15 protein-coding genes are annotated in these 19,669 nt (G+C 68.3%); 5 read left to right on the top strand and 10 right to left on the bottom strand.

Going from position 1 to position 19,669, the window contains the following annotated elements; translation table 11 throughout:
- Nucleotides 1-91: 91 nt before the first annotated feature.
- Nucleotides 92-946, bottom strand: coding sequence for a sensor histidine kinase (locus tag HUK68_RS23415; RefSeq protein WP_175503779.1), 855 nt, complete (start codon nucleotides 944-946; stop codon nucleotides 92-94).
- Between the two features lie 51 nt (nucleotides 947-997).
- Nucleotides 998-1,735 carry a LuxR C-terminal-related transcriptional regulator gene (locus HUK68_RS08370; protein ID WP_175505779.1) on the bottom strand — a complete coding sequence of 246 codons (738 nt, stop codon included), beginning with the start codon at nucleotides 1,733-1,735 and terminating at the stop codon, nucleotides 998-1,000.
- An 864-nt stretch (nucleotides 1,736-2,599) separates the two neighbouring features.
- Between HUK68_RS08370 and HUK68_RS08365 the strand changes: the two genes are divergently transcribed.
- From HUK68_RS08365 to HUK68_RS08350, 4 genes are all read left to right on the top strand, one after another.
- Nucleotides 2,600-3,073: a hypothetical protein gene (locus HUK68_RS08365; RefSeq protein WP_175503778.1), complete on the top strand. Its 474-nt coding sequence runs from the start codon at nucleotides 2,600-2,602 to the stop codon at nucleotides 3,071-3,073.
- Between the two features lie 95 nt (nucleotides 3,074-3,168).
- On the top strand, nucleotides 3,169-3,618 hold the full coding sequence (locus tag HUK68_RS08360; RefSeq protein WP_244146290.1) for a hypothetical protein: 450 nt from the start codon (nucleotides 3,169-3,171) through the stop codon (nucleotides 3,616-3,618).
- A 77-nt stretch (nucleotides 3,619-3,695) separates the two neighbouring features.
- On the top strand, nucleotides 3,696-5,399 hold the full coding sequence (locus HUK68_RS08355; protein ID WP_175505777.1) for a DUF4384 domain-containing protein: 1,704 nt from the start codon (nucleotides 3,696-3,698) through the stop codon (nucleotides 5,397-5,399).
- 5 nt (nucleotides 5,400-5,404) lie between these two features.
- Nucleotides 5,405-6,547, top strand: a complete 1,143-nt coding sequence (locus HUK68_RS08350) for a tetratricopeptide repeat protein (protein ID WP_175503777.1) — start codon at nucleotides 5,405-5,407, stop codon at nucleotides 6,545-6,547.
- A 21-nt stretch (nucleotides 6,548-6,568) separates the two neighbouring features.
- On the opposite strand, the gene HUK68_RS08345 is transcribed toward HUK68_RS08350, so the two are convergent.
- The 5 genes from HUK68_RS08345 to HUK68_RS08325 form a co-directional block, all read right to left on the bottom strand.
- Nucleotides 6,569-7,393, bottom strand: a complete 825-nt coding sequence (locus tag HUK68_RS08345; RefSeq protein ID WP_175503776.1) for an HDOD domain-containing protein — start codon at nucleotides 7,391-7,393, stop codon at nucleotides 6,569-6,571.
- 69 nt (nucleotides 7,394-7,462) lie between these two features.
- The gene (locus HUK68_RS08340) at nucleotides 7,463-9,805 is read right to left on the bottom strand and encodes a Tex family protein (RefSeq protein WP_279614299.1); all 2,343 of its coding nucleotides are present in this window, start codon (nucleotides 9,803-9,805) and stop codon (nucleotides 7,463-7,465) included.
- Between the two features lie 111 nt (nucleotides 9,806-9,916).
- Entirely contained in the window at nucleotides 9,917-11,167 is a 1,251-nt protein-coding gene (locus HUK68_RS08335; protein WP_175503774.1) for a hypothetical protein, read from the bottom strand.
- 39 nt (nucleotides 11,168-11,206) lie between these two features.
- Nucleotides 11,207-11,653 (bottom strand): type III secretion system chaperone, encoded by a 447-nt coding sequence (locus HUK68_RS08330; protein WP_175503773.1) that lies wholly within the window; start codon nucleotides 11,651-11,653, stop codon nucleotides 11,207-11,209.
- A gap of 91 nt (nucleotides 11,654-11,744) precedes the next feature.
- Nucleotides 11,745-12,155, bottom strand: a complete 411-nt coding sequence (locus tag HUK68_RS08325; protein ID WP_175503772.1) for a type III secretion system chaperone — start codon at nucleotides 12,153-12,155, stop codon at nucleotides 11,745-11,747.
- Between the two features lie 148 nt (nucleotides 12,156-12,303).
- On the opposite strand from HUK68_RS08325, the gene HUK68_RS08320 reads away from it, so the two are divergent.
- The gene (locus tag HUK68_RS08320) at nucleotides 12,304-13,377 is read left to right on the top strand and encodes a DUF72 domain-containing protein (protein ID WP_175503771.1); all 1,074 of its coding nucleotides are present in this window, start codon (nucleotides 12,304-12,306) and stop codon (nucleotides 13,375-13,377) included.
- Nucleotides 13,378-13,484: 107 nt separating this feature from the next.
- Here HUK68_RS08320 and HUK68_RS08315 read toward each other — a convergent pair whose 3' ends face one another.
- The 3 genes from HUK68_RS08315 to HUK68_RS08305 are packed head-to-tail and all read right to left on the bottom strand — an operon-like array spanning nucleotide 13,485 to nucleotide 19,398.
- Nucleotides 13,485-14,963, bottom strand: a complete 1,479-nt coding sequence (locus tag HUK68_RS08315) for an efflux transporter outer membrane subunit (RefSeq protein ID WP_279614298.1) — start codon at nucleotides 14,961-14,963, stop codon at nucleotides 13,485-13,487.
- Complete coding sequence (locus HUK68_RS08310) at nucleotides 14,960-18,133, bottom strand: efflux RND transporter permease subunit (RefSeq protein WP_175503770.1); 3,174 nt, start codon at nucleotides 18,131-18,133, stop codon at nucleotides 14,960-14,962. The genes HUK68_RS08315 and HUK68_RS08310 overlap by 4 nt, the downstream gene beginning before the upstream one ends.
- A gap of 14 nt (nucleotides 18,134-18,147) precedes the next feature.
- Nucleotides 18,148-19,398, bottom strand: coding sequence for an efflux RND transporter periplasmic adaptor subunit (locus HUK68_RS08305; RefSeq protein WP_244146332.1), 1,251 nt, complete (start codon nucleotides 19,396-19,398; stop codon nucleotides 18,148-18,150).
- Between the last annotated feature and the right edge of the window lie 271 nt (nucleotides 19,399-19,669).

Below are 19,669 nucleotides of genomic sequence, written 5' to 3'. Positions count from 1 at the left end.
AGGACGTGGCGCCTGGCGTCAATTGCATCCCAAACCCGGTGGCCATCCTGTCAGCCAGGACCGCGAAACCGTCGCCGCTGGCGCCGGTTCCTCATCCACGCGCTGGCGGCACAGGCCAGTGCACGTGCACGCATACACCGCGCCCGCCCGCGCCCTGCCCGCAGGCAAACTGCGCACCGGCACGCGCGGCCCGGTAGGCCATGCCCTGCAGGCCGTTGCCGGACGCCGCCGGGTTGCGCGCCTGCGCAATGCCCACGCCATCGTCCTGTACGCGCAGATGCCAGCGGCCTTGCGCATGCTCGAGCGTGACTTCCAGGCGTCCCGCCTGGGCGTGCTGCAGCGCATTGCTCAATGCCTCCTGCACGATGGCGGCAATGTGCTGTGCCGCCTCGCCCGTGGGCAGTCCCGCCTGGTGCTGGTCGGGCACCTGCCAATGCAGCGCCAGGCCGCGGCGCGCCAGCACCGGGTGCAGGCGGTGGCGCAGCGTCGCAAGGCGGTCGACCAGCACGCAATGGTCGCCATCCATGGTGTCGACCAGCAGGCGCAGGTCGAGAAGGCAGTTCTCCAGCACCGACTGCAGTTCGCGCTGGCGCGCGTCGGAACCATCGAGCAGCATCGATGCATTGACCAGTTGCGAACCCACGGCATCGTGCAGCGCACGCGCCAGGCGCTGGCGCTCGGCCTGGATTTCGCGCGAGGGCCGAGGATTGCGCCGGCGCCGCCAGATCCAGGCGCGGCGCGCCTGCAGCGCCAGCCAGCAGCCGACCAGCACCGCGGCTGCCAGGCTGGCCCACCACCACGCACGCAACCCGGACACGCCTTCGCGCGGCGCCTCCAGCCGGTCGCTGCCGATGAGCCAGCAGAGCAGCGCGAACGGCACTCCCCAGAGCAGCAGCACCAGCAGGGCCAGCGCAGCGGCCCAGTCAGCCCGGTGCAGCGTACGCACGGCGAGGAGGCGTCCCCGGCAAGCACCGGGTGCGGGCTTGTGGCGCGGGCATCAGAACATTCCGCGCAATGATGCGAAGCGCACGGCCTGGGCGCGCGTGCGCACCTGCAGCTTGCGGTAGATGTTCTTGATATGCGTGTTGACCGTCATGCTGCTGATCGACAGCCGCACGCCGATCTCGACGCTGGTGTAGCCACCGGCCACCATGCGCAGCACTTCGCGCTCGCGCGCCGACAGCCGTTCGGCCTCGTCGGGCTGGCGCCGGCGCGACTCCTCGACGGCGGTCTTGTCGAAGCGCTGAAGCAGCCGGCGCGCCAGATTGGGCGTGATCGATGCGCCGCCGTTGGCGACTTGCAAAACAGCCATCGGGTAGTTGCCGAACCAGGAGTTCTTGATCAGATAGCCGGTGGCGCCCAATTCGAAAGCGCGCAGCACCAGATCGTCGCTTTCCATGATCGACACCACCACCGCTTCGGCCGACGGGTGCACGGTCTTCATGAAGTCGATCAGATCGAGCCCCTCGCCGTCGCCCAGGTGCATGTCCACCAGCATCACGTCGAATGCATGCTGGCGGATGGCCTTGCGCCCTTCCTTGATGCTGCCGGCCTGCGCCACCAGCAAGGTGCGCTCGTCGGCCATCAGTTCCTGGGCAATCACCATGCGGATGTGCGCATCGTCATCGACCAGCAGCACGCGCACGGGCTTTTCGATCTGGCCCACGAGGAAATTGGGCCAGATGCGCGCACCTGGATAGCCCGGCATGGCGGGAAAAGACAGCGGCTGCAACATCGAGGCCGCAGCGGGAGGAATGGCCGAGGGGGCCTGCTTGACGGTAGGACTGTCGAGGGACATAGCAATCACCTTCCAGAGAAACAGGCGCCATCGGCTTACAAACCTAGGGCACCGAGAAACAAATCAGACATGAAAAAGATAATGAAACAAATATCTACATTACGTTGTGTAAACATCAATTCATTACCAAATTTACTTTCTGATACGACCAAACGAGGTACTGGTGCATTTTGATGTGGCGACGGGGCAAAAAGCCGGGTTTGGTCTATGGTCTGAGCACAGTTCATAAGGTACGCGGGAGCAAGCGCGCGGATGCACGGGTTCGGCAACCACCCATGCCGCTCGCGCCTGCCGCCTGTAACCCAAGCAAACCAGGGGTTTAGGCTGGATCAGTTAGGCACCTCGCGCTTGGGAAAGCGGGCCGGGGCGCAGGCCCTGGCACTCACGCTCGCATCAAGATGGCTTATGCCGCATATCCGTCATTCGAATAGTCCGCCGTCCATTGACAAAGCGCTGACAAATCCAATTACAAAAACCAAAATAATTTTCATTTCACACGCTCCAATAGATATTTAATCTTCAATGTTGCTTTGGTTGCATTTAGTTACTACCGTTTTGCAAAATCTATCGCCGGCATCTTCGGACAACGCCGCCGCCCGTCTTGCACACCGCATCGGCAGCTTCGCATCGGCGTTTTGGCCCCGGAAAGGCTACCGTCAACGAGCGATACCCCGAACCCGCGCCGGGCTGCACAGTAGCGACCAGGCAAAGCGCAATGGCGCTGATTCCTCCCGGAACCAGCAGCGCTTTGTCCGTAACCGCCCGAGCATTACACCGCTCTTTGCAACCAAGGAATCTGTCATGAAAAAGCTTGCCCTCCTCTCCCTGAGCCTGATCTCCGCAGCTGCATTTGCCGCAGGCCCCAGCTACGGCCCCGGCAACGGCGGCCCTGGCAACAGCGGCTCCACCACGCCCCAGATCAACATCGACGCGCCTTCGGTGCAGATCACCTCGCTGTCGCACTCCTCGCTGCAAAACAGCTCGTCGGGCACGGCCTCGGCACGCCAGAACGTGGCCAGCAACTCCGGCAACGTGAACATCGATGCCCTGTCGCTGCAGGTCGCCTCGATCAGCAGCAGCGGCGTTTCCAACTCGGCTACCGACAATTCGGCTGCCACCCAGAGCCTGGCCTCCAACCTCGGCAAGGTCAACGTCAACGGCGGCCAGCTGCAACTGGTGGCGGCACGCAACTCCTACATCGGCAACTCTGCCTCGGGCACTTCCAGCGCCGTGCAGAACGTGTCGAGCAACAACGGCTGCCAGGCTTGCAACTGATCCAGGCTTGAACCGGCTGCCAGCAGCCCGGGCCGGCGGTTGTACGTTGCCATCGCAACGTCAACCCCGGCCTTTTCTTTGAATGGAGGCTTGCCATGAGATTCACCACCATCCGCGCCCGCGCGTGCATGCCATGGACCCTGCCGCTGCTTGCGGCCGCGGCGCTTCTCGCACTGGCCGCGCCGCCCGCCGGCGCGCAGGTCCCGGGCGCCCCCGGCGAAGACCCGCTGGTGCTCAAGGGCCGTGTCGAGCACCTGAACATGCCGTGGGCCGCGGCCGCGCCTTCCAAGGGTCTCGACACCATGACCGACATACCGGTCGGCATCCAGGCCAAGGTCACGCGCTACCTGGCCAAGTCGATGTCCACCAATACCGAAGGCATCCACACCGATGCCGATGTGGTCACCACCAACACCGTGCAGGGCATGCGCAAGACCTGCACCCAGGAAATCGCCAGCAACACCGCCACCGGCGGCAATGGCGTCACCACCAATGGCCCGCAGGTCGTGGTGCTGCGCGGCGACCTGATAAATGCCTGCCGCTGAATCCCTTGTTTCCCGGCGTTGACCGACTGCCCCTGCGGAGCCGCACCATGCAATACCCCTCCTGCCTCACGCACCCGATGGCGCTGCCCTCCCCCCCGGCACGGCCGCAGAAGCCGCGAGGGTGGCGCGGCCTGCTCAACGCCACGCTGGCCCTGAGCGTGCTGCTGGCCGGCTGCAGCACGCCGCTCGACGCGCGCAAGGATGCGCAGTTCCAGAGCCACGGCTACGCGGCCGACCGGCCATCGGTGCGCCCGGTGCGTTCGATTTCCAGTTTCTCGGACTCGCTGATGTGCATGGACCGGCTGCTGCGCGAGACCGGCATGCCGACGACGCTGATCACCAGCAAGCAGTTGCCCGATTACTCGGGGCGCGTGGCCGTGGCGACCAAGGAAATGGTCGTCACCGCGCTGTCGCAGATGTCTCGGCTGAGCAATGCCTTCCGCTATGTCGACTATGAAGTCGATATCGCGCGCCAGGACACGGTGCAGAACCTCACCACCATCCTGCTCAACAACAACCAGATGCAGTTGCAGCGCCCGGCGCTGTATATCTCGGGCGCCATCGCGTTTGTCGACCAGAACGTGCTGCGCAACCAGTTCGACGCCGGCACCTCCGCAAGCCGGCTCGAGACCGGCTACAGCCGCAACCACAATGCCACGGTGATCGGGCTCGAGATGCACCTGGGCGAGTTCCGCAACCGCACCCTGATTCCCGGCCTCGACTCGGCCAACGAGATCATCATCGGCAGCGGCGGACAGGGGCTGGACCTCGCGGGCCGCATCGGCGACTACGGCGTGCAGTTCACCGTGGGCCGCGACTACGCCCAGGGTTCGGGCCCCGCGGTGCGCACGCTGGTCGAGCTGGGAATGATCGAGCTGCTGGGCAAGTGGGCGCGCGTGCCCTACTGGCAGTGCCTGACGCTGGAGCAGAACCATCCCGACTTCCAGCGCCAGCTGCGCGACTGGTACGAGGAATCCGACCCGCAGGCGCGCCAGCAGCTGGTGCAGCGCTCGCTGATCCGCAAGGGCTATCTCGCGAACTCCGCCCAGGTGCTGGGCCCGCAAAGTCCGGCGCTGCGCACCGCGCTGGCGCGCTTCCAGGCCGACCAGGGCATGGTGGTCAATGGCGTCATCGACTTCAGCACCTACGAGCGCGCGCTCAGCGGCTTTGTCGGCGTGGGCGAAGACGGCAGGCTGGCGCGCGTCGGCTGGACCAGCAAGAACGGTCAGAGCCTGGAGCTGCCCGGCGCGGTCGACGCCAGCGGCACGCAGGTGAAGGTGGCCGAGCGCGTGATCGACATGCAGATCGAGAACATCATGCTGGACCGCACGGCGTTCGAGGTCGGCGAGCAGATCTTCCTGTCGGCCACGGTCTCGCGCACTTCCTATATGAGCTGCTACATGGTCAGCGCCCAGAACAGCGTGATCCGGCTGCTGCCCAACGCCACCAATCCGTCGGGCTGGGTGTCGGCCAACCAGGCGCTGCGCATTCCCGACTGGATGAGCCCGCAACCGGGCTTCGTGATGGACGCGGGCAGCCCGGGCAGCGAAGGCGTGGCCTGCTTTGCCGCCGGCACCGACCTGAGCGCCCAGTTGCCTGCGGCATTCCGTGGCGCACCCTTCGTGCCCATTGCCGGAATGCGCACGCTGGACGATGTCGCCGCCGCGCTGCAGCAAGCCGCCGGTGCGGAGCCGGTAGCCAGCCAGCGCGTGAACTGGCAGGTGGTGCCGCGCCGTGCCGCGGCCGCCGCACCCGCAGCCGCCGCCTCCGCCGCACGGTGAACGGCATGCGCACACGCCGCACCGCACCGCGAAGCCCCGCCCTGCGCGGCCTGCGCCCGGCGCTGGGAACTCTGCTCGCGCTGGGCCTGCAGCTCGGCGCCTGCGCGCAGGCGCTGGCCACGGGCCCGATTGCCGATGACCGCGGGCTGCAGCGCCCCGCGTCCAGTCCTCCCACCGCCGCCTCTCCCAGCATCGACCGCGCGCATGTCCAGCCGGCGCCGCCGACGCTGGGGGGCAATGGCCGCCCGCAGCAGCATGCGGCGCTGGAACAATTGCGCGCCCAGGCCGAGGGCGGCGGCAAAGCCAGCCAGGGCCCGCCCGCCGCGCGCAAGACGGCGCAGCGCGACGCGGCCTGGCTGCTGGCACTGCTGACGCTGCACGGCGCCGGCACCCCGGCCGACCCCGCGGCCGCGCGCCAATGGTTCCAGCGCGCGCACGAACTGGGGCACCCGCTGGCGGCGGCCGGCCTGGCCTGGTGCGCGATCGACGGTTGCGGCTCGGCGCCGCAGCCCGTGGCCGCCACGCCCTGGATTGCCGCGCTGCGGCGCAGCGACCCGGCACGCGCCAACTATCTCGAATGGCTGCGCGCCCGGCATCTCGCGCCGCTGCAGGGCACCCCGCGGCCACCGCCGCCCGATGGCTTGCTGGCGCGGGCCGCCGCCGGGGGGAATCCCGCGGCCCAGGTCGACTACGGACTGGCGCTGCTGGAGAACAACCAGCGCGCGGCGGCGCTCAAGCAGTTTCGCCAGGCCGCAGCGCGCTCTCCCGCGGCGGCAGCCAATGCCGAGTGGCTGAGCAACCGCGAGGCCGGTGCCGAGGGCGTGGCCGATGGCGCCGCGGGCGCGCGTTGGCTGGCCGAGGCGCGGCGCTACCACCGCGGCGACGGCGTTCCCGCCAACTACGCCGAAGCGCTGCGGCTGTACCAGCGCGCGGCCAATGCCGGCAACGCCGAAGCCCGGCGCATGGTGGAGACCATCTTCTCGCGCCGCGCTCCCGACGGCGGCCTCGACATCAGCTGGATGCAAAAACTCGCGCGCATGAACCTCGATGCGCAGGGCCAGGCGGTGCCCGACACGCTTGCCGGCGCGCACGCGTTCGCGCACGATCCGACACCGCTCTACGACCTGGTGCCGCCGCAGTGGCGCTGATGCCGGTGCGCGGCGCCGCGGTCAATCGTCGTCGGCTTGCGATGCGGGCCGCGACCAGTCGATGGGCTGCTGCTGCAGCACCATGTCCATGTCCAGCCCCAGCGCCAGTCCCACCTGCGCCGGAAACGACACCGCCAGCTCACGCTCGCCCAGCTCGGCCCGGCGCGCGCGCACGCACCACGCCGCCAGATGCAGCAATCCCGCGAGCGGCTCGCTGGCCTCGCCCTGCAAGGGGTTGTGCATCTGCCGCAAGCCGTCCACCAGCGCCTGGGGGTATTGCCAATCGCGCGCCAGACCGGCCGTGACCTGCGCGTAGGTCAGGTGCCAGGCCGCCAGTTGCTCGAAGGCACGGTCCGGGTCCAGCAGCGCACTGCGCTGGTTGAGCGCGGCCGCGCTCAGCGGCGCGCGCAGGTGGATCACCCATTCACCCAGCCCGTGCACCAGCGCGGCCGCATAGGCATGCGCGGGGTTGTAGCGCACCATCGCGGCCAGCGCGCGGGCAAGACGCGCGGTCTGCTGGCTGTAACTCCAGAACTGCGCCAGCTCGATGCCGGGCACGGCGCGCGCGCCCCCGCCGCTGCGCGCTGCGGCCACCAGCGCCTGCAGGCGTTGCGGCGCAATGACCACCAGGGCTTCGGCAATGCCGCCAATGCGGCCCGACAGCTGGTACAGCGGCGCATTGGCTTCGCGCAGCAGCTGCGCGGTCAGCGCGGGGTCGGCAGCAAAAAGCTGGGCCAGCCGGCGCAGGCCGGGCGCGGGCGCAGCCAGCTCGGCGCTCAGCAGCGCCACTGCGCGCGGCGAGCCCGGCAGGAATACGGGCGTGGCCAGCAGGTCCGACAAATCCATGGCGTGGCAGCCCTTCTGATAGCGTGGGAATGGTGGGGGCATTATGGCCGCCCCCAGACCTCCCTCAGGCTATTTGCGCTGCAGTTTGGCAAAAGCCGAAGCCATGGCGTTCTGCGCCACGGGTTCGCTGCGCCGCGGCGCCGCATATCCGCGGCCTGCGCCCTCGAATCGGTTGTCGCGCGGGCCGTCGCGGCGCGCGGGCGCGGCATCGAGCTTCATGGTGAGGCTGATGCGCTTGCGTGCGACATCGACCTCCAGCACCTTGACCTTGACGATCTGGCCGGTCTTGACCACCTCGCGCGCGTCGCCGATGTACTTGTGGCTCATCTGGCTCACATGCACCAAGCCATCCTGGTGCACGCCCAGGTCGACAAACGCGCCGAACTGCGCCACGTTGCTCACGGTGCCTTCGAGCGTCATGCCTTCCTTGAGGTCCTTGATGTCGTCGACGCCGTCATTGAAGCGCGCCACGGCAAAGTCGGGACGCGGGTCGCGGCCCGGTTTCTCGAGCTCGCCCAGGATGTCGCGCACGGTGATCGCACCGAACTGGTCGTTCGCAAACAGCTCGGGCCTGAGCGTCTTGAGCATGTCGGCGCGGCCCATCAGTTCGGACACGGCCTTGCCCGTGGTGGCGATGATCTTCTCCACCACGGGATAGGTTTCGGGGTGCACGCCGGTCATGTCCAGCGGATTGTCGCCGCCGCGGATGCGCAGGAAGCCCGCGCTCTGCTCGAAGGTCTTGGCGCCCAGGCCGCTGACTTCAAGCAGCTGCTTGCGGCTTTTGAAGCTGCCGTTGGCATCGCGCCAGCGCACCACCGACTTGGCCACGCTGCCCGACAGGCCCGACACGCGCGCGAGCAGCGGCGCACTCGCGGTATTCAGGTCCACGCCGACCGAGTTCACGCAGTCCTCGACCACGGTGTCCAGCGTGCGCGCGAGCTCGCTCTGGTTCACGTCATGCTGGTACTGGCCCACGCCGATGCTCTTGGGGTCGATCTTGACCAGTTCGGCCAGCGGGTCCTGCAGGCGCCGCGCGATGCTGGCCGCGCCGCGCAGGCTCACGTCGACATCGGGCATTTCCTGCGAGGCGAACTCGCTCGCGGAATAGACCGAAGCACCGGCTTCGCTCACCACCACCTTCTGGATGTTCTGCTCGACCTTGGCCATCAGCTTGATCAGCTCGCCCGCGAGCTTGTCGGTCTCGCGGCTGGCGGTGCCGTTGCCGATGGCGATCAGGTTCACGCCATGCTTTTCGCAGAGCTTGGCCAGCGTGTGCAGCGCGCCGTCCCAGTCGCGCCGCGGTTCGTGCGGGTAGACGGTGGCGGTATCGACCAGCTTGCCGTTGGCATCGACCACGGCCACCTTGACGCCGGTGCGGATGCCTGGATCCAGCCCCATGACGGTGCGCGCGCCCGCAGGCGCGGCCAGCAGCAGGTCGCGCAGGTTGTCGCCAAACACCTTGATCGCGACCTTCTCCGCATCCTCGCGCAGCCGCGAGAACAGGTCGCGCTCGGTAGACAGGCTCAGCTTGACGCGCCAGGTCCAGGCCACGCACTTGCGCAGCAGGTCGTCCGAGGGACGCTTGGCATGGCTCCAGCCCAGGTGCAGCGCGATCCGGCCTTCGGCCAGGCTCGGCTGGCCGGGTTCGGGCTCGACCGGCAGCACCAGCTTGGCTTCGAGAATTTCCAGCGCGCGGCCGCGGAACACCGCCAGCGCGCGGTGCGAAGGCACGCGGCCGATGGGCTCGTCGTAATCGAAGTAATCGCGGAACTTGGCGACCTCAGGATCGTTTTCATCCTTGGCGTCGACCTTCTTGCTGCGCAGCAGGCCTTCGTCCCAGAGCCATTCGCGCAGCGATTGCACCAGCACGGCGTCTTCGGCCCAGCGTTCGGACAGGATGTCGCGCACGCCGTCGAGCACCGCCAGCGTATGCGAGAAATCCGGCCCGGGCTTGCCGTCGTCGAGCAGCGTGGCCGGGCGGCAGAAGGCCTGGGCTTCGGCATGCGGATCGAGGGTGGGGTCGGCAAACAGCTTGTCGGCCAGCGGCTCGATGCCGAACTCGCGCGCGATCTGGCCCTTGGTGCGGCGCTTTTGCTTGAACGGCAGATAGATGTCTTCGAGTTCCTGCTTGGTCGGCGCGCCCGCGATGGCGGCGCGCAGCGCGTCGGTGAGCTTGCCCTGCTCGTCGATGCTCTTGAGCACCGTGACGCGACGGTCTTCGAGTTCGCGCAGATACGACAGCCGGGCTTCGAGCTCGCGCAGCTGCACGTCATCGAGCCCGCCCGTCACTTCCTTGCGGTAGCGGGCAATGAAAGGCACGGTGGCACCCGAGTCCAGCAACTCCACGGCCGCTGTGACCTGCTGCTGGCTGACTTTGATTTCTGCGGCAATTTGCCCGATGATTTTTTGCATGCGTTGCTCGCCCCACGGCGATGGATCAAGGGAAGCCTGCGAGTGTGCCATAGGCGCGCAGGCCGAAAAGTGCAACCGGGTTCACGCCGGCCGCACGGCCGGCGAGAGCGCTCACCAGCCGCCGCCGTCTGAGAAGTCGATGTCGGACACCAGGTCGGCCAGTACCATGCCGAGCAGCGCATCCCTGACCCAATCCACGCCGGAGTCACTCCACGCCGCAAGCCTTGGCTTGAGCCCCTGGCACAGGGCATCCGCGACATCGCAGGCAGTGAAAGGGTGCAGCCCGGGCACCGCGGCACGCAGTGTCCAGGCCATCAATGCCGTCAAGCCGATGCCTGCCAGTTTCTCGCCCTGTTTCTTCACCTGGTTTTCACCCTCGGCCGCAACCGAAATCAGAGCTTTGCAGATCGTGCGCTTCCAATAGGTGCTCAGGTCCACATCGAGGTAGCTCAGCAGCGCCACATTGGAGTTCTTCAACAGCGTCTGCGCGGCCTGGTTGCAGATGGACTTCCATTTCCCGATGCCGACATCCACCAGCAGTTCCGTCACATCATTGGCAACGTTCTCGGATAACTCCGGCACTGCCTCCAGAAGGATTCGGCGCAGATACATGTTGGTCAAGGTCTTGGTGCCTTGCTTGAAGCCCTTGGCCGTCAACAGTGCGTTCAACTCGCGCTCCAACGCCCTGACGTCGCGCTGCCCGCCGGGCGGCTGCGCTGGCGGCGAAGCCGCATCGCCGCCGGCAAGCGAGGTTGCAATGTCGCGTACCGCCTGCTGCAGCGGACGGGTCGTCCATTCGAGCAAGGGCACCAGCACGGTGGCGATCTCTTCGGCCGCATCGAACCCCAGCCAGGGCGCAATCTCCATCAGCTCGCATCTGACGGCATGCACGCATGCCCGGCGCAAGACCTGATCCAGGTTCTGCCACACGGTGTTCGTCAGGTCAGCTGCCATACCCCAGGCCGTGGAGACGCCCTGCTGCAACCACGCCTGCAATCCCTGCTGCTGCAGGGCGATCTCCGCCGCCGCGGCTTGGCGCGGAATATCTGCGCTGCCAGGCAGCGATCCGCCTGCACGCGCCTCTTGCGTCGGCGCCGCGAGCGCTGCGTCGACGGAATCCAGCGTCTCGACGGCGCGCGGCATTGCCGCTGGCGAACCCGTGGCGCCGATGCGCTGCAAGGCGCAGGCATCCTGCGCCAGCCCGTGCTTCGTCGTGCCATCGCCCACGGCCACATGCAGGCTGCCAAGAGGCCACAGGTCCACCATCAATGCCGATGGCGCGGCCTTCGCCGGCGCCTCGCCACCGCTTGCGGCCGCAATGCCGGCACGGCGCGAGGCGTCGAGCGGAAAGAGGGCACTCATGGTGTTCCAGTGTCTGCCCTCATGGGCGCAGCGCTGCCATCAGGCGCGCAAGCCATGCGCCGGCGCGCGCTTCGGCGCCGCAGGCGTGCGGCCGTGCAGGGTGGCCGCCCAGCGCCGCGCATCCTCGGCCATGCGCTCCAGCAAGGCCTGCAGGCCGCAAGCATCCAGCGATTCCAGGCGCTGGGCCACACTCAGCATCACGGTGTCCGGGCCGCGCAGGCCGATCGCGCCGCCATGGATTCCGGACCAGAAGGCATTGGCCCGCAGCAGTTGCCGGCACAGCGCGGGCGATGCCGGGGCGTCCAGCCGCGCTACGTCGGTGCGCGCCATCAGCCGGGCGTCCACGCCGTCACGCGCGGGTATCAACCACAAGGCGATACGCCGAGCGTCCACCTGGATCTCCTGCTCCCAGCCGATGCGCCCGGCCGTGGCGCTGCGGCGGCAGCCGATGGCCGCCAGCAGATTCGTGTAGTGCTGCCACTCCATTTCCCGCGCCCCCTTCCCTCACAATCCCTGCACACTAACTATGTAACCCGCACGCGTGAAAGTTCCACCGCGGCCCGGGCGCGGAACGCGCTCACGGCGGCAGCGGTCCGCCCTGCTCCGCCGGCGGCAGCAAGGCCTTCCAGGCCAGTGCCGCTGCTGCGAGGTCGCGGCAGCTGCGCAGGACCTCGGCAGCGGGCGCGTCGAGTGGAACGCGTTGTCCCAGCACCAACGCATCCCGGCTGCCCAGCAGCCCCAGCGCCGCGCCCCGGGTGGCCGGCCCCAGCGTATTGGCCTGCAGCAGCCAGCGCCACTGCGCCGGCGCGGGTTCCCGCGCCAGCGTGGCGACCTCGCACACGCATTCCAGGGCCGCGTCGGTCGCAGACAGCACGATCACCACGCCGTCGATCACGATTTCCTGCTGGGCCAGCAACTCGGCGGCATCGAGGCCGGCTTGCGCAGCCAGTGCTTCAAGCAGGGCCGCATAGGCAATGGACGTCGGCACGCACCGGCTCCTTGAAATGTTCCGATGGCGTGTTGGTAACGGCGGGAAAGCGAAGTTCCCCTTCCGGGCGCACCGTCAAGCGTGCGGCATCGAGCGCAAGCTGCTGCCCCGGCCCAGAATGGGCCTTTGAACCACCCTGCACCACTCCATGCAAGACGGGCTTTTTGACGATCTTCCTCCGGTTCCGGCTCCCGAACCCGCGGCGCGGCAGCGTCCCACGGCTGGCGCCAAGCCGCGGGCCGCAGCCAAGCCGCCAGAATCGCGCCCCGGCGTCGCCGCATCTGCGGCGCAGCTGTCGGGGATTGCCGCGCAACTGCCGCCGCTGCTGCGCATGGGCTGCTCGACCTGGTCGTATCCGGGCTGGGAAGACCTGGTGTGGGACGGTCCCTATGACTCCAGCGTGCTGGCAAAACATGGACTCGCCGCCTATGCCCAGCATCCGCTGCTGCGCACGGTCTGCATCGACCGCAGCTTCTGGCGCCCGCTGACAGTGAGCCAGTACCTGGCGTACGCCGGGCAGTTGCCCGAGGATTTCCGCTGCGTCGTGAAGTGTCCGTCGGTGGTCACGGATGCGCTGGTGCGCGCCGAGGACGGCCGCGGCCGCGAAACCAATCCCGCCTTCCTCGACGCGCAACTGGCCGTGAGCGCCTTCGTGCAGCCCACGCTCGAGGGCCTGGGCCAGCGGCTGGGGGTGCTGGTGTTCCAGCTCAGCCCGCTGACCTGGGACTGGCTTACCCGACCAAAGGATCTCTTTGCGCGGCTGCAGGCGCTGCTGGAAGCGGTGCAGGCGCAGCTCGTGGATCACCCCGAGGTGATTGTCGCCGTCGAGGTGCGCGACCCCGAGCTGCTGGTGCCGGCATTTGCACAGGCGCTGCGCGCCGCTGGCGCAACGTTCTGTCTGGGCCTGCACGGCAAGATGCCGCCCATCGAGGACCAGTTGCCGCTGCTGCGCTCGCTGTGGCCCGGGCCGCTGGTCTGCCGCTGGAACCTGAACCGGCGCTTCGGCCCCTATGGCTATGAAGATGCACAGAAGGCGCATGCACCGTTCAACGCCATCGTCTCGCCCGATCCGCATACCCGCGCGCTGCTGGCGCGCACCATTGCCGGCATCACCGGCGCGGGCCAGCGGGCTTATGTGACGGTAAGCAACGATGCCGAAGGCTGTGCACCGCGCTCGATTGCGCTGCTGGCCGAGGAACTGCTGAAGAACGACGCTTCCTAGCAGCCCACCCGCATTGCCGGCGACCTGGCGCGCTTGCTCGCCGAAAAACAAGCTTCCACCGGCACCCGGTAGCCGGCAGGCGCGCGGCGCGGCGCCTGCGAAGCCGTTCAGCGCGGCAGCGGCGTGGCTGCCACGGCCTGCGCGGGCGCGGGCGCGCCGCCCAGCACCTTGACCAGCGTCACGCGGTTGATCTGCTCCAGCAACTGCAAGCTGATCTGCGTCTGCTGGGCCGCGTAGAGGCTGCGCTGCGCATCGAGCACCGCGAGGTAGTTGTCGACACCCGACTTGAAGCGCGCTTCCGACAGCTCGAACGCCTTGCGTGTCGAGGTCACGAGCGAGGCCTGGGCGTCCAGGCGCTCGGCCCAGTGCGCGCGGTCGGCGAGCGCGTCGGCGGTCTCGCGGAACGCGGTCTGCACGGCTTTTTCATATTGCGCCAGCGCGATCTGCTGGTTGGCCTCGGCCACGGCAATGTTGGCGCGGTTGCGCCCGCCGTCGAAGATCGGCAGGCGCACCAGCGGCACGAAGCTCCAGGTGCCGTTGCCGCTGCCGAACAGTCCCGACAGCTCGTTGCTGCCCGTGCCCACCGCGGCCGTGAGGCTGATGGTGGGAAACAGCGCGGCGCGCGCCGCGCCGATATTGGCATTCGTCGCGCGCAACTGGTATTCGGCGGCCAGCACGTCGGGGCGTTGCAGCAGCACGCTGGACGGCAGGGGAACGGGTAGCGGCTGCAGCGCCGCGGCCGGTGCGGCCGCCGACAGCTGCAGCGGCGCGGGCAGCGCGCTCTCGGGCAGCGGCCCGCCCACCAGCAGCTGCAGCAGGTTGCGCCCGCGCTCCACCTGGCTGCTGAAGCCGGCGACATCGGTGCGCGCGGCATCGACCGTGGTGCGGTTTTGCTCCAGCACCAGTCCGGAGGTGGACCCCAGCTCATGCATGCGCTCGGTGCGCGCGAACGACTGGCGCCGCGTCTCGAGCGTCTGCTGCGCCAGCGCCAGCCGCGCCTGGTCGGCCGCGAGCGTGAGCCAGGCGCTGGCGACATCGGCCATCAAGCTGAGCTGCACATTGCGCTGGTTCTCGCCCGACTGCAGGAAGGCCTGCAGCGCGGCGTCGTTGAGATTGCGTACCCGGCCCCAGAAATCGATCTCGTAGCTGGTCATGGCCAGCTGCGCGGTGTATTGGCTGCTGGTCACCGAACGGCCCGAGCTGTTGAGATCGGCCGCGGTGCGGCTGCGGCTGCCTTGCGCGTTGGCATTGACGCCAGGCAGCAGATCGGCCTGCGCAATGCCGTACTGCGCGCGCGCACGCTCGATGGTGGCGACGGCCACGCGCAGGTCGCGGTTGTTGGACAGCGCCAGCGCGATCGCCTCGCGCAGTCCCGGCGACTGCACCCAGGCCTGCGCCTGCGCCGCATCGAGCCCGGCCGGCGTGGCCTGCGCGGGCGCGGCGCCGACGCCGATCTCGGCGGGCACCATGCCCGTGGGCGCCACATGAGGCGGGGCGAAATTCGCGCAGCCGGCCAAGGCTGCGGCCAGCGCCGCGGCGCCGGCCAGGGCCGCGAGCCGGCCCGGGTTGGTGGTTTCCATCATCATGCAACGCCCCTGCCTTCCACCCGCTCCGCTGCGGGTGCGTCGCTGCGGCTGCGCGTGGCAAACCAGCTGCGCACCAGCAGGAAGAACACCGGCACGAAGAAAATCCCCAGCACCGTCGAGAACACCGTGCCGCCCAGCACGGCCGTGCCGATCGCCTGGCGGCCGGCTGCGCCCGCGCCGCTGCCGATGGCCAGCGGCAGCACGCCGAAGCCGAACGCCAGCGAGGTCATCAGAATCGGCCGCAGGCGCAGGCGTACCGCCTCGACGGTCGCGTCGCGCAGATCGCGCCCTTGCTCCTGAAGCTGCGTCGCGAACTCGACGATCAGGATCGCGTTCTTCGACGCCAGTCCCACCGTGGTCAGCAGCCCGACCTGGAAGTAGACGTCGTTGTTCATGCCGCGCAGGCCGGTGAAGATCAGCGCGCCCACCACGCCCAGCGGCACCGCCAGAATGACGGCCAGCGGCACGGTCCAGCTCTCGTAGAGCGCGGCCAGGCACAGGAACACGAACAGCACCGAGATCGCATACAGCAGCGGCGCCTGCGCGCCCGACAGCCGCTCCTGGTACGACGCGCCGGTCCACTCGTAGCCGATGCCCACCGGCATCTGCTTCATCATGCGTTCGATCGCATCCATGGCCGCGCCCGAGCTCACGCCCGGCGCCGCGTCGCCGACGAACTCATAGGCCGGGCTGCCGTTGTAGCGCAGCAGCTGCGGCGAGCCATAGGTCCAGTGCGTCGAGGAAAATGCCGAGAACGGCACCATCTCGCCCTTGTCGTTGCGCACCGTCCACTGGCCGATGTCCTGCGGCAGCATGCGGTACGGCGCGTCGCCCTGCACGTAGACACGCTTGACGCGGCCCTGGTTCAGGAAGTCGTTCACATAGACGCCGCCCATCGCCGCCGACAGCACGCTGTTGATATTGGCCGTGCTCACGCCCAGCGCCGCGGCCTTGCGGTCGTCGATGGTCACGCCCAGCTGCGAGCTGTCTTCGAGGTTGTTGCTGCGCAGGTTCTGGATATCGGGCTCGCTGGGCGCCAGCGCCAGCAGCTTGTCGCGCGCCGCCACCAGTGCCTCGTGGCCCAGGCCGTTGAGGTCCTTGAGCTGGAAGTTGAAGCCGGCGTTCGCCCCCAGGCCGCGCACCGCGGGCGGCAGCATGACGAAGATGCGCGCGTCGCGCAGGCGCCGCAGGTCCTGCGTGGCCTTGCGCGCGATGGCATCGGCCGTCTGATGCTTGCCCGGCCGCTCCTCCCAGCTCTTGAGCCGCACGAACCCGCGTGCCGATGCCTGGTCGCCGCCCAGCCCGGTGATCGAGTTGAAGCTCACGACATCGGGCTGTTCGGCAAAGTACTTCTGCACCTCGCCGATGACCGCCTGCAGGCGCGCGTTGGTACTGCCCGAAGGCAGCGTGATCTGCACCTGCATGTAGCCCTGGTCCTCGGTCGGCAGGAAGGACGTCGGCAGCCGCGAGAACAGGAAGGCCGTGCCGGCGCAGATCAGCAGGAACACCAGCGCCATGCGCTTGCTGCGCGACAGCAGGCGGTCGACCGCGCCTTGCGCCTTGTGCGAGCTGTAGTCGAAGCCGCGGTTGAATGCGCCAAAGAAGCGGTCGATGCCGCCGCGCAGGCCGGGACGCGGCGCGCCGGCATGGCCGTGGCCGTGGCCCTTTTCCACGGGCTTGAGCAGCGTCGCGCACAGCGCCGGCGTGAGTGTCAGCGCGACGAACACCGACAGCACCATCGCCGAGACGATGGTGATCGAGAACTGGCGGTAGATCACGCCGGTCGAGCCGCCAAAGAAGGCCATGGGAATGAACACCGCCGACAGCGTGAGCGTGATGCCGACCAGCGCCGGCGTGATCTCGGCCATCGACTTGCGCGTCGCTTCCTTGGGCGACAGGCCCTCCTCGCTCATCACGCGCTCGACGTTCTCCACGACCACGATCGCATCGTCGACCAGCAGGCCGATCGCCAGCACCAGGCCGAACATGGTCAGCGTGTTGATGGAAAAGCCCGCGACCGACAGCACGCCGAACGTGCCCAGCAGCACCACCGGCACGGCAATCGCCGGAATCAGCGTTGCGCGCAGGTTCTGCAGGAACAGGAACATCACCACCACGACCAGCAGCATGGCCTCGAACAGCGCCTTGACCACCTCCTCGATCGACGCGCGCACGAAGGGCGTCGAGTCCGAGCTGATGAAGGGCTTGAGGTCGTTCGGGAAGAACGGCTGCATCTCGGCCAGCTTGGCGTTGACGGCGTCGGACACGGCCGTGGCGTTGGCGCCATCCGCCAGCACGATGCCCATGCCCGCGCCGGGGCGGCCGTTGAGGCGCGAGGTGATGCTCAGGTTGTCCGCGCCCAGCTCCACGCGCGCCACATCCTTGAGCAGCACGGCCGCGCCCTCGGGCGAGGACTTGAGCAGGATGTTCTCGAACTCGTCCACGGTCTTGAGCTTGGTGCGCGCGGTGATCGTCGCGTTGAGCTGCTGGTCGGCCACCGCGGGCAGCGCGCCGAGCTGGCCGGCCGAGACCTGCGCGTTCTGGTTGTTGAGCGCGGCGATCACGTCCGAAGGCATCAGCGCGTACTTCTGCAGCTTCGCCGGGTCGAGCCAGATGCGCATCGCGTAGCCGGTGCCGAACACCTGGATGTCGCCCACGCCGTCGACGCGGCCGATGACGTCGACGATGTTGCTGGTCAGGTAGTCGCCGATGTCGACCTGGCTCACGTTCGGGTCGGGCGAGGTGAAGCTGTAGGTCGTGAGGTAGTCGTTGCCGCCCTTGTTGACGAACACGCCGCGGCTCTTGACGGCCTCGGGCAGGCGGTTCATGGCCGACTGCAGCTTGTTTTGCACCTGCACCTGGGCCACGTCGATGTTGGTGCCCGGGCTGAAGGTCAAGGTCGTGCGCGAGCGGCCGGACTGGTCGCTGACCGAATCCATGTACAGCAGGTTGTCGATGCCCTTGAGCTGCTGCTCGATGAGCTGGCTCACCGAGTTCTCGACGGTTTCGGCCGAAGCGCCGGTATAGGTCGCGGTGATCGTCACGCGCGGCGGCGCGATGTCGGGGTACTGCTCCAGCGGCAGCGTGAAGATCGACAACGCGCCCGCCAGCATGATGACGATGGAGATGACCCACGCGAAGATGGGCCGGTTGATGAAGAACTGTGCCATGGCGTGCGGCTCTCTCAGGGCTTGGGTGCGGCGGCCGATGCCGCGGCAGCCGGGGCTGCGCCGGCCGATGCCGCGGCAGACGGAGAGGCCGGCATGGCGGCGCCGTTGGCCTGGGCCGTGGCCGCGTCGGCCGCCCTGGCCTTGGCGCGCAGGTCGACTTCCTGCGGCTCGACCGCGTCGCCGACCTTGATGCGCTGGAAGCCGTCCACCACGATCTTCTCGCCGCCCTTGAGCCCGGACGTCACCATCCAGCGGCTGCCTACCGCGCGGTCGACTTCGACCGGCTGGCGCTGCACCTTCGAGTCGGCGCCGACGACCAGCACGCTGGCCTTGCCCGCGATGTCGCGCGTCACGGCCTGCTGCGGCACCAGCAGCGCTTCAGGCGCAATGCCCGTGGGCAGCTGCGCCTGCACATACATGCCGGGCATCAGGAGGCCCTCGGGGTTGGGCACCACCGCGCGCAGCGTCACCACGCCGGTGCTCGGGTTGACGATCACGCCCGCGAACTGCAGCTTGCCGGGGTGCGGATAGGTACGGCCGTCCTCGAGCTTGAGCTGGATGGTCATGGCATCGCGCTCGAGCTTCTGGAAGCGGCCTTCGGCGATGTCGCGGCGCAGCTGCAGCAGTTCGGTGCTGGACTGCGTGAAGTCGACATACATCGGGTCGAGCTGCACGATGGTGGTGAGCGCATCGGCCTGGTTGGCCGTGACCAGCGCGCCGGGCGTCACCGTCGACAGGCTGGTCTGGCCGCTGATAGGCGCCTGGATGCTGCTGTAGCGCAGGTTGATGCGCGCGTTCTCCAGCGCCGCCTGCGCCGCCGCCACGTCGGCCACCGACTGCGCGGCCGCGGCCTGGCTTTCCTCGTTGGCCTGGCGGCTGATCGCGTCGATCTTCACCAGCTCGGCATTGCGCGCGGCCGTCGCCTGCAGCGTGCGCTGGCTCGCGCGCACCTTGGCCAGCGCGGCCTCGGCGCTGGCCTGGGTGGCGCGCAGCGAAGCGGAGTCGATCTGGTAGAGCGGCTGGCCGGCCTTGACCAGCGCGCCCTCGGTGAACAAGCGTTTCTGCACGATGCCCGACACCTGCGGCCGGACCTCGGCGGTCATGAAGGCGCGCGTGCGCCCCGGCAGGCTGGCATCGAGCTGCTGACTCTGCGCCACCAGCGTCACCACCCCGACCTTGGTCGGTGCCTTGGCGGCGGGCGCCGGCGCGGCCTTGGGCGAACAGCCCGCGGTGGCCACCACCGCCGCCGTGGCCAGCGCCGCCATGCGCCATGCCGTACACCTTGCGCTCGAACCGGGGGAAAGACCATCGGGCAGCAGGCGCTTGCGCAGCGCGAAAGACAGGGCAGACGTCATGGGGTGCAACTTGAATTGGAAGGCAGGCACCATTGTGCAAGCCTAATATTTACTTTTTGTAAAGCAGGCACGACCTCGGTGGACGCGCATGCAGCCGCTGGATCATGCCACCAGGTAGCGACTGGTTACATTCGCCGCAGGCGTTTTCAGCATGCAAACGACGTTTTTTCGGGAAGTCACC

It is taken from the genome of Comamonas antarctica, from assembly GCF_013363755.1.
Lineage (GTDB): Bacteria > Pseudomonadota > Gammaproteobacteria > Burkholderiales > Burkholderiaceae_C > Comamonas > Comamonas antarctica.
This window is presented reverse-complemented; position numbering and strand designations above follow the sequence as displayed.

Bases quoted from the DNA above. Each gene is read 5' to 3' on its own strand.
- HUK68_RS08370 (WP_175505779.1), bottom strand. From the start codon at position 1,735: ATGTTGCAGCCGCTGTCTTTTCCCGCCATGCCGGGCTATCCAGGTGCG.
- HUK68_RS08365 (WP_175503778.1), top strand. From the start codon at position 2,600: ATGAAAAAGCTTGCCCTCCTCTCCCTGAGCCTGATCTCCGCAGCTGCA.
- HUK68_RS08360 (WP_244146290.1), top strand. From the start codon at position 3,169: ATGAGATTCACCACCATCCGCGCCCGCGCGTGCATGCCATGGACCCTG.
- HUK68_RS08355 (WP_175505777.1), top strand. From the start codon at position 3,696: ATGGCGCTGCCCTCCCCCCCGGCACGGCCGCAGAAGCCGCGAGGGTGG.
- HUK68_RS08350 (WP_175503777.1), top strand. From the start codon at position 5,405: ATGCGCACACGCCGCACCGCACCGCGAAGCCCCGCCCTGCGCGGCCTG.
- HUK68_RS08345 (WP_175503776.1), bottom strand. From the start codon at position 7,393: ATGGATTTGTCGGACCTGCTGGCCACGCCCGTATTCCTGCCGGGCTCG.
- HUK68_RS08340 (WP_279614299.1), bottom strand. From the start codon at position 9,805: ATGCAAAAAATCATCGGGCAAATTGCCGCAGAAATCAAAGTCAGCCAG.
- HUK68_RS08335 (WP_175503774.1), bottom strand. From the start codon at position 11,167: ATGAGTGCCCTCTTTCCGCTCGACGCCTCGCGCCGTGCCGGCATTGCG.
- HUK68_RS08330 (WP_175503773.1), bottom strand. From the start codon at position 11,653: ATGGAGTGGCAGCACTACACGAATCTGCTGGCGGCCATCGGCTGCCGC.
- HUK68_RS08320 (WP_175503771.1), top strand. From the start codon at position 12,304: ATGCAAGACGGGCTTTTTGACGATCTTCCTCCGGTTCCGGCTCCCGAA.
- HUK68_RS08315 (WP_279614298.1), bottom strand. From the start codon at position 14,963: ATGATGATGGAAACCACCAACCCGGGCCGGCTCGCGGCCCTGGCCGGC.
- HUK68_RS08310 (WP_175503770.1), bottom strand. From the start codon at position 18,133: ATGGCACAGTTCTTCATCAACCGGCCCATCTTCGCGTGGGTCATCTCC.
- HUK68_RS08305 (WP_244146332.1), bottom strand. From the start codon at position 19,398: ATGGCGGCGCTGGCCACGGCGGCGGTGGTGGCCACCGCGGGCTGTTCG.